Genomic DNA, 14,683 nt, shown 5'->3' with positions numbered 1-14,683 from the left:
ACAGACGGGGCGTGATGCTTCCGACCGGGCGGGGTCTTTCCGGGCAAGCCGGGCCTCGGAACGTAAGCCTGCGCTTACTGGATCAGATGCCTGAGCAGTGCGAAGATGCGCGGAACCTGACAGCCCGATCGGAAGGACGGCGTTGCCATGCAGGGCGACCCCGAGGTCATCGAGTTCCTCAACGAACAGTTGACCGCTGAGCTGACCGCGATCAACCAGTACTTCCTGCACGCGAAGATGCAGGAGAACTTCGGCTGGACGAAGCTCGCGAAGTACACCCGGTCGGAGTCGTTCGACGAGATGAAGCACGCGGAGATCCTGACCGACAGGATTCTCTTCCTCGACGGGCTGCCGAACTACCAGCGGCTCTTCCATGTCCGGGTGGGCCAGACGGTCACCGAGATGTTCCAGGCGGACCGCCAGGTCGAGGTCGAGGCGATCGACCGCCTGCGGCGCGGCATCGAGGTCATGCGTGCCAAGGGCGACATCACCTCGGCGAACATCTTCGAGTCGATCCTGGAGGACGAGGAGCACCACATCGACTACCTCGACACCCAGCTCGAACTGGTCGAGAAGCTGGGCGAGCCGCTGTACATCGCGCAGCTCATCGAGCAGCCCGAATCCTGACGGACGGTCCCGTCGGCCGGCGCCCCGCGGTCCCGTAGCCGCGCTTCGCGGCCTCGGTCAGGCGGCCTGCGCGGCGGCGGGCGGTTCGTTGCCGCCGGGCACGGCGATCCGCTCGGCGCGGGCCGCCGGGACGTCCGGCTCCACCCGTGCCGCGACCGGCTGCTCCGCGCCGCGGGCGTCCGCGAGCATCGCCGCGAGCCGCTGGGTGCGGGTGGTGGCCGGGGCGGCGCCGCGGCCGAGGAGGCCCTGGATGCGCTTGACGCAGGAGCCGCAGTCGGTGCCCGCCTTGCAGGCGGAGGCGATCTGGCGCGGGGTGCAGCGGCCGTCGTCGGCGTGCTGCTTGACCTGCTGCTCAGTGATGCCGAAGCAGGAGCAGACGTACACGCGGTCACCGCCGATCAGGGCCCAGGAGTGCCTCAGGAGCTGAGGTTACCCTTACCTTACCCGGCGCCCCTGGTCAGGAAAAGCGCCGAGGGGCGCGGATCGGTGTGATCCGCGCCCCTCTGGACGAAACGGCCGGTGGGGCCGCCGCGCACTACTGCCCGCGGTACATCTCGGCCACGAGGAAGGCCAGGTCCAGCGACTGGCTGCGGTTGAGCCGCGGGTCGCAGGCCGTCTCGTACCGCTGGTGCAGGTCGTCGACGAAGATCTCGTCGCCGCCGCCGACGCACTCGGTGACGTCGTCACCGGTCAGCTCGACGTGGATGCCGCCCGGGTGCGTACCGAGGGCGTGGTGCACCTCGAAGAAGCCCTTGACCTCGTCGAGCACGTCGTCGAAGCGCCGGGTCTTGTGGCCGGAGGCCGCCTCGAAGGTGTTGCCGTGCATCGGGTCGGAGACCCAGGCGACCTGCGCGCCGGACGCGGTGACCTTCTCCACCAGCGTCGGCAGCTTGTCGCGCACCTTGTCGGCGCCCATCCGCACGATGAAGGTCAGCCGCCCCGGCTCGCGCTCCGGGTCGAGGCGCTCGATGTAGGAGAGCGCCTCCTCCGGGCTGGTGCCGGGACCGAGCTTGATGCCGATCGGGTTGCTGATCCGGGACGCGAACTCGATGTGCGCCCCGTCGAGCTGCCGGGTCCGCTCGCCGATCCACACCATGTGGCCCGACACGTCGTACAGCCGCCCGGTCCGCGAGTCGGTACGGGTCAGCGCGGTCTCGTAGTCGAGCAGCAGCGCCTCGTGGGAGGCGTAGAACTCGACCGTGCGGAACTCGGCCGGGTCGGTGCCGCAGGCGGCCATGAAATTCAGCGCGTTGTCGATCTCGCGGGCCAGCGCCTCGTAACGCTGCCCGGACGGCGAGGACTTGACGAAGTCCTGGTTCCAGGCGTGCACCTGGCGCAGGTCGGCGTAACCGCCCGTGGTGAAGGCGCGCACCAGGTTCAGCGTGGACGCGGACGCGTGGTACATCCGCTTGAGCCGCTCGGGGTCCGGGATGCGGGCCTCGGGGGTGAAGTCGAAGCCGTTGACCGAGTCGCCGCGGTAGGTCGGCAGGGTCACGCCGTCGCGGGTCTCGGTCGGCTTGGAGCGCGGCTTGCTGTACTGCCCGGCGATCCGGCCGACCTTGACCACCGGCACGGACGCCGCGTAGGTGAGCACCGCTCCCATCTGGAGCAGCGTCTTGAGCTTGTTGCGGATCTGGTCCGCGCCGACGGCGTCGAACGCCTCCGCGCAGTCACCGCCCTGGAGCAGGAACGCCTCACCCTTGGCCACAGCCGCCAGGCGACTGCGCAACTGGTCGCACTCCCCCGCGAAGACGAGCGGCGGATACGAGGCGAGGTCGGCGATCACATCGCGCAGAGCCTCGGAGTCGGGCCACTCAGGCTGCTGCGCCGCGGGAAGAGAATGCCAGGTGTTGTCACCGGCGTGGATATCTGCGTTCACGGTCACGGGCCCAACATTACGGGGTCGTGTCACGTGCTTATGGCCCCGCTCAGGAAGTGAGACGGACCCGGTGGTCACCACCGGTCAAAAACGGAGGCGAAGGGTCCGGTGTTCGACACGGACCCGGTCCACTCCTGCCCCTTCCGTGACTGCTAATGTCTGGCCGCCTGGGCCTGTCGGGCTGATTGCACGAGCGGTCCAGAAGCCGAAGGGGCCGTTCGCGATCCGCCGGACCGGCCCCAGGGCCGGTGACCGCCAAACCCCGCGGTCATCAAGGGGAGGGCGCGCGACTCGCGTGCCGCAATAGCCAAGGGCTGCGCGTTGACACGTAGACACCGCCGGAAGAAATCACTGATCGCTTACGGAGCCGCCGCCGTCGTGCTGGCCTCCGTCGCCACATACGGCACCATCGCCATCGCGACACCGTCATCCGGGGGCGGGACGGACGCGAAGGCGGGTGGCTCCACCACCTCGTTGCAGGACGCCTTCGCGTCCGCGGCGAAGGAGTTCAAGGTCCCGCAGAGCGTGCTGATGGCCGTTTCGTATCAGCAGACGCTGTGGGAAGCGCACAACGGACAGCCGAGCACCACGGGCGCGTACAACGTCATGGGGCTGACCCAGGTCGAGCCCGAGGACCTGGAGGAGTCGAGCACCGCCGACAAGCTGGCGGAGGTGAACCTCAGCGGCGACCCGGTGGTCACCAAGCACTTCAACGCCGCGCGGGCGCTCAAGTCCGACCCGGCGAAGGTGAACACCGACGACCCGCGGCTGCACACGCTGGACGCGGCGGCCAAGCTGACCCGTACCTCGGAAGAGGACGTACGCACCGACGAGCGGCAGAGCGTCCGCGCGGGCGCCGCGCTGCTCGCGCGGTACCAGAAGGAGGCCACCGGCTCGCTGTCGGCCGACCCCGGCCAGTGGTACGCGGGCATCGCGCGCTACAGCCAGTCGACCGACCCGCAGGGCGCGCAGCTCTTCGCGGAGCGCGTACTGGGCTCGGTGAAGACCGGCGTCAGCCGGGTCACCACCGACGGCCAGTCGCTGACGCTGCCCGCCGACCCGACAGTGCGGGTGGTCAAGCCCGCCAAGGTCCCGGTGACCGCGACCTTCGCGAGCACGGCGGCCGTCCCGACCCCGGAGTGCCCGGCCGAGCTGCACTGCACCTTCGACCCGGCCAAATACGCCAAGGCCGGTTCCGCGGCGGACGACTTCGGCAACTACAACGAGTCGAACCGGCCCGCCAACGGCGAGGACATCCGCTACATCGTCATCCACGACGCCGAGGGCACCTTCGCGGGCACCCTGGCGACGTTCAAGGACGTGTCCCGGTACGCCAGCGCCCACTACGTGGTCGGCGGCCAGGGCCAGGTCGCCCAGGCCGTGGAGACCAAGAACGAGGCGTGGCACGCTGCCAACAAGACCCTGAACATGCACTCGGTCGGCATCGAGCACGAGGGCTACGCGATCAAGAACGGCCAGTGGGTCTCCGAGCAGGAGTACCAGTCCTCGGCGACGCTGGTGAAGTACCTGGCCGCGAAGTTCGACATCCCGCTGGACCGTGAGCACATCATCGGCCACGACGAGGTGCCGGGCGTGCTCGACACCAACGTCAGCGCGCAGCACTGGGACCCGGGACCGTTCTTCGACTGGAACCACTACATGTCGCTGCTCGGCGCGCCCGACGGCGCCGGCGGCGCGGGCGGTCCGGTCAAGGCCGGCCAGCTCGTCCGGGTCGTCCCGCCGTACAGCACGGCGAACCAGCCGAAGCTGACCAACGGCGGCACCGCGGTGGCCGCGCAGCCCGCGAACTTCCTGTACCTGTACAACTCGCCGTCCACCACGGCCGCGCAGCCGACCGACCCGTACGTCGGTACGGGCCCGCTGCCGACCGAGGGCTCCAACTGGTCGAACAAGGTCCTCGCGGGCGGCGCCTACGTCGTCGCCGAGGCGCAGAACGACTGGACGGCCATCTGGTACGGCGGCAAGAAGCTGTGGTTCCGCAACCCCGGCGGCCAGTACACCTCGGTCGTCACGCCGACCAGCGTGATCACCCCGAAGACCGGCGCGACCTCGATCCCGGTCTACGGCCGGGCGTACCCGGAGGACGCGGCGTACAGCGGCACCAACGTGCCGGTGCAGTCGCAGAACAACGCGTCGCTGACGAAGTACAGCGTGCTCTCCGGCCAGGCGTACCCGACGGCGGGTGTGCAGAAGGCGGGCGACTACTGGTTCGCGGGGACCTTCGCGGGCACCGCGGCCGGTGACCGCACGCTGGTGCAGGGCAAGACGAACCTCTTCTACCCGATCCGGTACAACCACCGGATCGCCTGGGTGAAGGCCAGCGACGTCCAGCTCAAGACCAGCACGGCGGCGGACTCCGGCACCACCCGCTACAACCTGCTGGCCCGCGACGCCTCCGGCGGCCTGTACCAGTACCAGGGCACGGGCAGCGCGACCACGCCCTTCTACACGAAGTTCAAGGTCGGCCCCGGCTGGCAGATCTTCAACGCGGTCACCGCGATGACCGCGCTGCGCGCGGACGGCACCGGTGACCTGGTGGCCCGCGACACCTCGGGCGTGCTCTGGTACTACCAGGCCAGCGGCAAGCCGTCCGGGCCGTTCAAGGCGCGGCTGAAGACCGGGCCCGGCTGGGGCGCCTACAACATGATCATCGGCGCCCGGGACATCACCGGGGACGGCAAGCCGGACCTGATCGCGCGCGACTCCTCGGGCAACCTGTGGCTGTACAAGGGCACGGGCAACCCGGCGGCGCCGTTCGCGACCAAGGTGAAGATCGGCCCCGGCTGGAACATCTTCAACATGCTGATCAGCACGGGTGACATCACCGGTGACGGCAAGGCGGACCTGCTGGCCCGCGACACCGCCGGTGTGCTGTGGCTGTACAAGGGCACCGGCAACGCCGGCGCTCCCTACGCGGCGCGTGTGAAGGTCGGCGGCGGCTGGAACGCGTACAACACCATCGTCGGGGTCAGCGACCTCAACGGCGACGGGAAGCCGGACGCCGTGGCGCGGGACGCCTCGGGCACCTTGTGGTTCTACAAGGGCAACGGGACGGCGACGGGCGGGCCCTTCGCGGCCAAGTCCCAGATCGGCGGCGGCTGGAACGCGTACAACCTGCTGTTCTGACCCACCGCTGCCGCGCGTGACCACGGGCCCGGCCCGCGGGTGGAATCGGCTGTCCCACCCGCGGGCCGTGCGCTAAGGTCGGCGGTATGAACGCGCCGACAACGACGATTCAGTCGCTGAACCAGAACTGGTGGTGGACCGCTCCTCCGGCGGCCCACTGATCGCGCGCACGACACTTCGCGAAGGCCGCCCCCAGGGGCGGCCTTCGGCGTTTCCCCGCCGGGCCGGCCGCCCCTTCCGAACTCCCTTGGAAGGAACCGCCGTGCACGTCACCCAGCCCACTTCGCACGCCCTCGTCGAGCGCCTGACCGCCCCCGGCTGCCCGCCGTTCGCGCTGCTGCACCGCCGTACGCCCGGCCGCCCGGACGCCGTGGTGGAGGTGCTGCTCGGCCCGGTCGGGTCCGTCGAGCGGCTGGCCGACATCCCGCTGCCGACAGGTGCGCCCGCCGACAGCTCCCCGACCACCGACGCGCTCGCCCTCGTCCCGTTCCGGCAGATCCGCGAGCGCGGCTTCGACGTCCACGACGACGGCACCCCGCTGACCGTGCTGCGGCCCGACGAGGCGTACGCGTTCCCGCTCGCCGACCTGCTGGACGCGCTCCCCGACCGCGAGGTACGCGTCGAGGGCGGTGCCTTCGACGTGGACGACGACACGTACGCGGGCATCGTCGAGCGGGTCATCGAGGACGAGATCGGGCGCGGCGAGGGCGCCAACTTCGTGATCCGCCGCACCTTCCGGGGCACGGTCGCCGACCACGGCCCGGACGCGGCGCTCGCGCTCTTCGCCCGGCTGCTGCGCGGCGAGCGCGGCGCGTACTGGACGTATGTGGTGCACACGCCCGAGCGCACCCTGGTCGGGGCGAGCCCCGAGGTGCACGTACGGATGTCGGGCAGCGCGGTGGTGATGAACCCGATCAGCGGCACCTACCGCTACCCGGCCGAAGGGCCGTCGGCCGAGGGGCTGCTGGCGTTCCTGCACGACCCGAAGGAGGTGGAGGAGCTGACGATGGTCGTGGACGAGGAGCTGAAGATGATGTGCACGGTCGGCGACCTCGGCGGGGTCGTCGTCGGCCCGCGGCTGAAGGAGATGGCCCATCTCGCACACACCGAGTACGAGTTGCGCGGGCGCTCCACCATGGACGTGCGGGACGTGCTGCGCGAGACCCTGTTCGCCGCGACGGTGACCGGCTCACCGGTGCAGAACGCGTGCCGTGTCATCGAGCGCTACGAACCGGTCGGCCCCGACGGCGCGGGACGCGGCTACTACGCGGGCGCGCTCGCCCTGCTCGGCCGCGACGCGGGCGGAGCGCAGACCCTGGACTCGCCGATCCTCATCCGCACCGCCGACATCTCCCCCGCCGGGGAGCTGAAGGTGCCGGTCGGCGCGACCCTCGTCCGGCACTCCGAGCCGTACGGCGAGGTCGCCGAGACCCACGCCAAGGTCGCCGGGGTGCTGACCGCCCTCGGGGTCCGCCCGGCCCCCGCGGCCCCGGCGAGCGGGGTACGGCCGAGGCTGGCCGACGACATCAGGGTACGGGCGGCGCTGGACGCCCGGCGGGCGCACCTCGCCCCGTTCTGGCTGCGGATGCGGACCGCGCGCACGGACGAGGCGCCGCCGGCCGCGCACGCGCTGGTGGTGGACGGCGAGGACACCTTCACCGCGATGCTCGCGCACGTCCTGCGCTCCTCGGGGCTGGCCGTGACGGTACGGCGCTTCGACGAGCCCGGTCTGCGGGAGGCCGCCCTGGGCCACCCGGGACCCGTCGTCCTCGGCCCCGGACCCGGCGACCCGTCGGACACCGCCGACCCCAAGATGCGGCTGCTGCGCGGCCTGGCGGCCGATCTCGTCGCCCGGCACCGGCACGGCATCCTCGGGGTCTGCCTCGGCCACGAACTGCTCGCCGCCGAGCTCGGCCTCGACGTCGTCCGCAAGGCGCGTCCCGCGCAGGGTGCCCAGGAGCGGATCGACTTCTTCGGGCGCCCCGAGACCGTCGGCTTCTACAACACCTTCACCGCCCGCTGCGCCCCCGGTTCCGCCGTCGCGGAGGAACTGGCCATGCACCAGGTGGAGTTGAGCCTGGACCCCACCACCGGCGACGTCCACGCCCTGCGCGGCCCCGGCTTCGCCGGCGTCCAGTTCCACCCCGAGTCCGTCCTGACCCTGAACGGCCCCGCCGTCGTGGCCGAGCTACTGACGTCGGTGACGGTCGCCTGAAGGTCCGCTCAGCGAGCGACGGTGCCTCGTTCCTCAGGGGCGCGAGGAACCGCGCGGCCACTTCCCACCGGCCGGTGGGAGAGATCAGACCGCAAGCGGCTCGGCCTGCGGGGCGAGTGCCGCCACGCTGTGGCCGATCGCGCAGTTCCCCGCACCCCTTGGGGGCAGCGTCATGAGTGCGGTCACCGCACGCAGCATCGACGCGCCGTCGGCCGTGCCGTCGAGCACGAGATCGGCACAGGCCCGGGAGGGGGCGACGTAGGCCGCGTGGCGTTCGCGTCCGCTCTGAAGGTAGTTGAGGAGGGAGAGCCGCGGGTCCTGGCCGAGGACGTCGATTTTGCGGAGGATCTTCCGGGCCAGCCGGATGTCGTCCGGCGTGTCGACGTAGACGCGCCAGGTGGCGCGGGTGACGACGGCGGGGAGGGTGAGGGCGAACAGGCCCTCGACGACGACCAACCGGTACCGCCCGCCGGAGGTCGCGGCGTCGACGGCCGCCGTGACGGCCCCCTCGTCGATGGAACCCGGATGGTTCCAGTCCAGCGTGTCGGCGCCCGAGGCGCTCCGCGTACGTACCCCGCGCACAGGATCGTGCGCGGGGACGTAGAAGTCGTCGAGATGGATGAGACCGACGGTCTCCGGGTCATGCCGCGCCAACGCCTCGGCAAGCGTGGACTTGCCGGATGCGGTGCCGCCTGCGACCGCCAGTAGGGGCACGTGCTGCCCAATCGCCACACCCGTCATACCGGGCGCTCCTCATGTGCTCAATGGGGGGAAACGAAGCGGCGGGACTGGACAGGTCCGATGCCGGGTGGAGGGAGAATAGGGCGAGGAGATCGCTGGTGACAAGCGGTGTCGGGCAAGCGACGGGCAAAAGAACTTCCGGCGGGGAGCAGGCCTAGGGCCTGTGGTGTGGATCTCCGCGGCGTCCCCGCGCCCGGCACGCACATCTGCCGCGTAGTCGTCGGTCGACGACGCTCCGCGTCGCCTCCCTCCTCCGCCTTGCATCCGCACGCACCGGACACCGCTCCCTCCCCACCGAGATCCACGCGACAGGCCCTAGCCGAAGAAGACGCCGACCTCCTCGTAGAGCAGCGGATCGACGGTCTTGATACGGGCGGTGGCGTCCGCGATCGGCACCCGGACGATGTCGGTGGCGCGCAGCGCGACCATCTTGCCGAAGTCCCCGTCCCGGACCGCCTCGATGGCGTGCAGGCCGAAGCGGGTGGCGAGCCAGCGGTCGAAGGCGCTGGGGGTGCCGCCGCGCTGGACGTGGCCGAGGACGGTGGTCCTGGCCTCCTTGCCGGTGCGCTTCTCGATCTGTTTGGCCAGCCACTCACCGATCCCGGAGAGCCGGACGTGGCCGAAGGAGTCCAGGGTGCCGTCCTTGAGGACCATGTCGCCGTCCTTGGGCATGGCGCCCTCGGCGACGACCACGATCGGCGCGTAGCGGATCTTGAAGCGGCTCTCGACCCACGCGCAGACCTGGTCGAGATCGAAGCGCTGTTCCGGGATGAGGATGACGTTGGCGCCGCCCGCGAGGCCGGAGTGCAGGGCTATCCAGCCCGCGTGCCGTCCCATGACCTCGACGACCAGGACGCGCATGTGGGACTCGGCGGTGGTGTGCAGCCGGTCGATGGCCTCGGTGGCGATGTTGACCGCGGTGTCGAAGCCGAAGGTGTAGTCGGTGGCGTCGAGGTCGTTGTCGATGGTCTTGGGGACGCCGACGACCTTGACGCCGTGTTCGTCGTGCAGGGTGGCTGCCACGCCGAGGGTGTCCTCGCCGCCGATCACGATGAGCGCGTCCACGCCCTGTTCGACGAGATTGCGCTGGACGCGCTCCACGCCGCCCTCGACCTTGAGCGGGTTGGTGCGCGAGGACCCGAGTATGGTGCCGCCGCGCGGCAGGATGCCGCGCACGGCCGGGATGTCGAGCGGCACGATGTCCCCTTCGAGGGGACCGCGCCAACCGTCCCGGTAGCCGGTGAATTCGTACCCGTACTCCTGGACGCCTTTACGGACGATGCCGCGAATGACCGCGTTGAGACCTGGGCAGTCACCGCCGCCGGTCAGAACTCCGACCCGCATGGACTCTTCCCTTCGTCGCAAGCCAGCTGTGCCGGATGTGACAAACACCGGCCAAGCTAGCGTGACTTGGGTCACATGTCGCCGTCCAGGTCGCCGTCAAGACCGGCCTCGATCGCGTATCGGACAAGCTCGACGCGATTGTGGAGTTGGAGTTTGCCGAGGGTGTTCTGCACGTGGTTCTGCACGGTCCGGTGGGAGATGACCAGGCGCTGCGCGATCTGCTTGTAGCTCAGGCCCTTGGCGACCAGCCGCAGCACCTCGGTCTCGCGTTCGGTGAGCCGGGGCGCGGCGGGTTCGCCGGTCGTGGCGGGCGGCGGCACGGTCGCGAGCCTGCGGTACTCGCCGAGCACGAGTCCGGCCAGGCCCGGTGTGAACACCGGGTCGCCGACGGCGGTCCTGCGCACCGCGTCGACCAGTTCGTCGCGCCCCGCGGACTTCAGCAGATAGCCGGTGGCACCGGACTTCACCGCCTCCAGGACGTCCTCGTGCTCGCCGCTGGCGGACAGCACCAGGACGCGGACGGCGGGGTCGTCCGACATGACCTGCTTGCACACCTGCACGCCGGAGGCGCCGGGCAGGTTGAGGTCGAGGACGATCACCTGCGGGCGGGCGGCGCGCGCCCGCCTGATCGCCTCGGGGCCGTCGCCCGCGGTGGCCACCACCGTGAAGCCGGAGTCGGACAGATCGCGGGCCACGGCGTCGCGCCACATGGGGTGGTCGTCGACGACCATCACCGTCACGGACTGATCGGTCATGCGGTCCTGCTTCCCTCTGTCTCGCTGAGTACGGGCACGGGCCGGGATACGGGGTCAGGGCCGGATACGGGTGCGGGTTCGGATACGGGTGCGGGGGTCGGTGTCCTCCGGCTCGGACACGGACACGGGCGCGGGGTCGGACACGGACACGGGGTCGGACACGGACACGGGCGCGGGGTCGGGGCCGGTGTCCTTCGACGGCCCCCTGGGCAGCCGCAGTTCGACCTCCGTGCCCTGGCCCGGCACCGACTCCACCACGGCGGTGCCGCCGAGGTCCCGCAGCCGGCCGCGGATCGACTGGGCGACACCGAGCCGCCCCTCGTCCTCCGCCGCCGCCAGCCGCCCCTCGCAGATGCCGGGGCCGTCGTCCCGCACGCTGACCAGCACCGCGTCCGGCTCGTCCTCGACCAGGATCCAGGCGTGCGCGCCGTCGCCCGCGTGCTTGCGCACATTGTCAAGCGCCGCGCCCACGGCGGCGGTCAGTTCGGCCGCCGCGTCCGGTGCGAGCAGGACGGGCGGGCCGGGCGCGGACAGCGTGACACTCGCCGAGGCGTACGGCGTGAGGAGCGTGGTCAGGTCGTGCGGGCCGGACGTCAGGGCGTCACCGGCGCCGCGCGCCTCGGGCAGCGGACCGCCGGTGATCAGGGTGCGCAGCGCGGCCTCCTGCTCGCCCGCCATCCGGCCCAGCTCCGCGGCCTCGCCCCCGGCCTGGTTGCCGCGCCGCTGCACCATGGCGAGCACCTGGAGGACGCCGTCGTGGATGTCGCGGGCCAGCCGCTCGCGCTCCCGGGTGGCGGCCTCGATCTGGAGGGCGCGGGCCAGGGTGCGCTCACTGGCCCGCGCGACCTCGACCACATAGCCGATGGCGATGCTCGCCACCCAGATCAGCACGACATTGTGCAGGGTGTCGCGGCTGGGGGTGCCGCGCTCGATCAGGTCCGCGGCGGCGACCAGCGTGGAGGCGACCGCGGCCCACCGCCAGCCGCCCTTGACGGCGAAGGCCAGCACCGAGCCCGCGGTCCATATCGACGGCAGCGTGAAGGAGCCCGAGTCGATCCTGGCCTGGGTGTCGACCACGGCGGTGAGCAGGATGCCTGTGATCGCGACCGTGAGGTCGATGGTCAGGAACCGCTTGGTGCAGCGCTCGGCCGACATCACGCGGCCGAGCGTGGACAGCGTCCACACCGCGAGCACCAGCATGTACGCGCCGGCGCCGAGCGGGTGCAGCAGGTCGTTGTACGCGTAGACGTACAACGACAGCGCGTAACCGAGGGTCAGGACACGGTAGGCGACCAGCGCGCGCCACAACGGCTGTTCGACGGACATCCTCATGCCGGGTCCCCTCCCCCCGCGGCCGGTCACTGGCCTGCGGGTTGCTCCTGCTTTATGTCGCCGGGGCCGCCCTCGCCGGTTCCCCCGCCCCCGGTGCCGGATCCTCCGTCCGTGCCGGAGCCGCGGCCCGCGGCCTTCTCCAGTTCGGCGGCGCGCTTGGCGGCCTCGGCGATCTGGCGCTTGGCGGCGGTGGCGTAGATGTCCACGTACTCCTGGCCGGACAGCTTCATGATCTCGTACATCACCTCGTCGGTGACCGAGCGCAGGATGAAGCGGTCGCCCTCCATGCCGTGGTAGCGGCTGAAGTCCAGCGGCTTGCCGATCCGGATGCCGGGGCGGATGGAGAGCTTGGGCATCACCTGGCCGACCGGCTGCACCTTCTCGGTGTCGATCATCGCGACCGGGATCACCGGGGCGCCGCTGGCCAGCGCGACACGGGCGAGTCCGCCGGGCTTGCCGCGGTAGAGGCGGCCGTCGGGCGAGCGGGTGCCCTCGGGGTAGATGCCGAACAGCTCACCGCGCTCCAGCACCGCGATACCGCTCTTGACCGCGGCCTCGCCCGCGCCGCGCGCGCCCGAGCGGTCCACCGGGAGCTGTCCGACGCCCTTGAAGAAGGCGGCCGTCAGCTTCCCCTTGACTCCGGGGGAGGTGAAGTACTCGGCCTTCGCGATGAAGGTGACCTTGCGGTCCAGCATCGCGGGCAGGAAGAAGGAGTCCGAGAAGGACAGGTGGTTGCTCGCCAGGATCGCGGGCCCTTCCCTGGGGATGTTCTCCAGGCCCTCCACCCAGGGGCGGAAGGCAGCCTTGAGCGGCGAGCCGATGGCGATCTTCATCGCACCGTAGAACAACCGAGGACCTCCTGTAGCCGACGGGAAGACCTTAACGCCAGTCGGGCGCGGTCTGTCCCCACGCACCCCGGCACCGCGGCCACGCCGTGACGACGTCACGGCACCGTCGTGCCGCCGCCATGACGGTGCCATGGGCACGCCACGGCCGCCGGGCCACGGCCGCCGCGGCCACCGACGGGGCTTACCGCTTGGTATCCGGTCCGCGTACGCTGAACCTCTCACCTTCGTGTACCCGCGATCGCGCCCTCGAACAGGAGACCCACGGTGCCGCTCATGCCCGGAGCCGAGCCGTACCGCCATGACGGCGGCGAGATCGGCGTCCTGATCTGTCACGGATTCACCGGTACACCGCAGTCCATGCGTCCCTGGGGCGAATATCTGGCCGCCCGCGGGCTGACCGTCTCCGTCCCCCTGCTGCCCGGCCACGGCACCCGCTGGCAGGACATGCAGGTCACCGGCTGGCAGGACTGGTACGCCGAGGTCGACCGCGAGCTGCGGTCGCTGTCCGCCCGCTGCTCGCAGGTCTTCGTCTGCGGTCTGTCGATGGGCGGCACACTGGCGCTGCGGCTGGCCGAGCGGCACGGCGCCGCGATCAGCGGGATCGTGCTGGTGAACCCGTCGGTGAAGGCCGACAGCCTCCAACTCAAGGCGGTGCCCGTGCTGCGGCACCTGGTGCCGTCGGTGCCCGGTATCGCCAGCGACATCGCCCGTGAGGGCGGCGCCGAACTCGGCTACGACCGGACGCCGCTGCACGCCGTGCACTCGCTCAGCAAGTTCTGGTCCGTCGTGCGCGCCGGACTGCCCCAGGTCACCCAGCCGCTGCTGCTCCTGCACAGCAGGGTCGACCATGTGGTGCACCCGTCGAATTCGGCGGTGGTACTCAGCAAGGTCTCCTCGACCGATGTCACCGAGCGGGTGCTGGAGCGCAGCTTCCACGTCGCCACGCTCGACCACGACGCCGAGCAGATCTTCACGGAGTCGTACGACTTCATCCAGCGGCTGTCCCGGCCGGGTGGGGAGCCCGCAGGGGACCTCGCCGAGGGCGGCGCGGCCGACGAAGCGGTAAAGGGGGGTACGGCCGGTGGCTGACCGCGAGGACGAGGGCACCGCACCGCAGGAGGAGCCGGCCCGTCCGCCGCTCGACGAGGACGCGGCGTGGGCCGCGCTGATCGCCGGCTACGACGACGAGCCCGAGCCGGGGTCGGTGGCGTGGCCGGACTCGGAGAACGTCACGGAGACGGCCTCGGGACCCACCACGTCGGGCACGGGTCAGCGGCCGGGCGACCGGCCGGCGGACGGCTCGGGGGACGGCTCCGGGCGTGCCTCGGGGAACAGCCCAGGGGACGGCTCCGCGGACGCGGAGAAGGACGGCGAGAAGGACGACGAGGCCGAGGCCGGGCCCGACGCGAAGGCGGGCGCCGGACGTCCCGCGCTGCCCGGCTCCAGCCGCAGCATCGTCGTGCACCCGGTCATCCAGGGTCCGCGCGACTACGAACTGGCCGACGACGACGAGGACGCGCATTACGTGCCGCCCGAGCCGCCGCCGCTGCCCGACGCGGACGTCACCACGAAATTCGCCTGGATCGCGGTCCTGGGCGGACCGCTCCTCATGCTGGGCTTCGTCCTCTTCCAGGTCGAACTCACCTGGTGGGCCATCCTCTTGGGCGTCGGCGGCTTCCTCGGCGGCTTCACCACGCTGGTCGCGCGGATGCGCACGGGAGAGGACGACGACGACCTGCCGGGCGGCGGGGCCGTCGTCTGAGGCCCCGCGTCCCTGACGAGGAGCGGCGGCAGG

12 protein-coding genes are annotated in these 14,683 nt (G+C 71.2%); 5 read left to right on the top strand and 7 right to left on the bottom strand.

Annotated features, from left to right (window positions below):
* The first annotated feature begins 147 nt into the window (after positions 1–147).
* Complete coding sequence (gene bfr, locus ACFZBB_RS20500) at positions 148–627, top strand: bacterioferritin (protein WP_188284346.1); 480 nt, start codon at positions 148–150, stop codon at positions 625–627.
* A gap of 57 nt (positions 628–684) precedes the next feature.
* Here bfr and ACFZBB_RS20495 read toward each other — a convergent pair whose 3' ends face one another.
* Both ACFZBB_RS20495 and ACFZBB_RS20490 read right to left on the bottom strand, forming a co-directional pair.
* On the bottom strand, positions 685–1,011 hold the full coding sequence (locus tag ACFZBB_RS20495; RefSeq protein WP_391124179.1) for a (2Fe-2S)-binding protein: 327 nt from the start codon (positions 1,009–1,011) through the stop codon (positions 685–687).
* A 151-nt stretch (positions 1,012–1,162) separates the two neighbouring features.
* Positions 1,163–2,512 carry a class II 3-deoxy-7-phosphoheptulonate synthase gene (locus ACFZBB_RS20490; protein WP_355334194.1) on the bottom strand — a complete coding sequence of 450 codons (1,350 nt, stop codon included), beginning with the start codon at positions 2,510–2,512 and terminating at the stop codon, positions 1,163–1,165.
* A gap of 375 nt (positions 2,513–2,887) precedes the next feature.
* On the opposite strand from ACFZBB_RS20490, the gene ACFZBB_RS20485 reads away from it, so the two are divergent.
* Positions 2,888–5,653 carry an N-acetylmuramoyl-L-alanine amidase gene (locus ACFZBB_RS20485; RefSeq protein ID WP_391124711.1) on the top strand — a complete coding sequence of 922 codons (2,766 nt, stop codon included), beginning with the start codon at positions 2,888–2,890 and terminating at the stop codon, positions 5,651–5,653.
* A 262-nt stretch (positions 5,654–5,915) separates the two neighbouring features.
* Positions 5,916–7,868 (top strand): chorismate-binding protein, encoded by a 1,953-nt coding sequence (locus tag ACFZBB_RS20480; protein WP_391124176.1) that lies wholly within the window; start codon positions 5,916–5,918, stop codon positions 7,866–7,868.
* An 84-nt stretch (positions 7,869–7,952) separates the two neighbouring features.
* Here ACFZBB_RS20480 and ACFZBB_RS20475 read toward each other — a convergent pair whose 3' ends face one another.
* From ACFZBB_RS20475 to ACFZBB_RS20455, 5 genes are all read right to left on the bottom strand, one after another.
* Positions 7,953–8,609 carry a uridine kinase gene (locus ACFZBB_RS20475; RefSeq protein ID WP_391124173.1) on the bottom strand — a complete coding sequence of 219 codons (657 nt, stop codon included), beginning with the start codon at positions 8,607–8,609 and terminating at the stop codon, positions 7,953–7,955.
* 315 nt (positions 8,610–8,924) lie between these two features.
* Positions 8,925–9,953: an ATP-dependent 6-phosphofructokinase gene (locus tag ACFZBB_RS20470; RefSeq protein ID WP_391124170.1), complete on the bottom strand. Its 1,029-nt coding sequence runs from the start codon at positions 9,951–9,953 to the stop codon at positions 8,925–8,927.
* A gap of 71 nt (positions 9,954–10,024) precedes the next feature.
* On the bottom strand, positions 10,025–10,708 hold the full coding sequence (locus tag ACFZBB_RS20465) for a response regulator transcription factor (protein ID WP_188285457.1): 684 nt from the start codon (positions 10,706–10,708) through the stop codon (positions 10,025–10,027).
* Between the two features lie 54 nt (positions 10,709–10,762).
* The gene (macS, locus tag ACFZBB_RS20460; RefSeq protein ID WP_391124167.1) at positions 10,763–12,040 is read right to left on the bottom strand and encodes a MacS family sensor histidine kinase; all 1,278 of its coding nucleotides are present in this window, start codon (positions 12,038–12,040) and stop codon (positions 10,763–10,765) included.
* Between the two features lie 26 nt (positions 12,041–12,066).
* Positions 12,067–12,888 carry a 1-acyl-sn-glycerol-3-phosphate acyltransferase gene (locus ACFZBB_RS20455; RefSeq protein ID WP_391124164.1) on the bottom strand — a complete coding sequence of 274 codons (822 nt, stop codon included), beginning with the start codon at positions 12,886–12,888 and terminating at the stop codon, positions 12,067–12,069.
* Between the two features lie 264 nt (positions 12,889–13,152).
* On the opposite strand from ACFZBB_RS20455, the gene ACFZBB_RS20450 reads away from it, so the two are divergent.
* The gene (locus ACFZBB_RS20450; RefSeq protein ID WP_391124161.1) at positions 13,153–13,977 is read left to right on the top strand and encodes an alpha/beta fold hydrolase; all 825 of its coding nucleotides are present in this window, start codon (positions 13,153–13,155) and stop codon (positions 13,975–13,977) included.
* Entirely contained in the window at positions 13,970–14,650 is a 681-nt protein-coding gene (locus ACFZBB_RS20445) for a hypothetical protein (RefSeq protein ID WP_391124158.1), read from the top strand. Before ACFZBB_RS20450 ends, ACFZBB_RS20445 begins: the two co-directional genes overlap by 8 nt.
* Positions 14,651–14,683: the final 33 nt, after the last annotated feature.

Origin of the sequence: Streptomyces sp. NPDC008139 (genome assembly GCF_042957025.1) — a bacterium.
In the GTDB taxonomy this organism is placed as follows: domain Bacteria; phylum Actinomycetota; class Actinomycetes; order Streptomycetales; family Streptomycetaceae; genus Actinacidiphila.
The sequence above is the reverse complement of the archived record's forward strand: the minus strand, read 5'-3'. Positions and strand labels throughout refer to the sequence as shown.

Excerpts from the sequence above, each read along its gene's own strand:
- bfr (WP_188284346.1), top strand. The coding sequence starts at position 148 with ATGCAGGGCGACCCCGAGGTCATCGAGTTCCTCAACGAACAGTTGACC.
- ACFZBB_RS20475 (WP_391124173.1), bottom strand. The coding sequence starts at position 8,609 with ATGACGGGTGTGGCGATTGGGCAGCACGTGCCCCTACTGGCGGTCGCA.
- ACFZBB_RS20470 (WP_391124170.1), bottom strand. The coding sequence starts at position 9,953 with ATGCGGGTCGGAGTTCTGACCGGCGGCGGTGACTGCCCAGGTCTCAAC.
- ACFZBB_RS20465 (WP_188285457.1), bottom strand. The coding sequence starts at position 10,708 with ATGACCGATCAGTCCGTGACGGTGATGGTCGTCGACGACCACCCCATG.
- macS (WP_391124167.1), bottom strand. The coding sequence starts at position 12,040 with ATGAGGATGTCCGTCGAACAGCCGTTGTGGCGCGCGCTGGTCGCCTAC.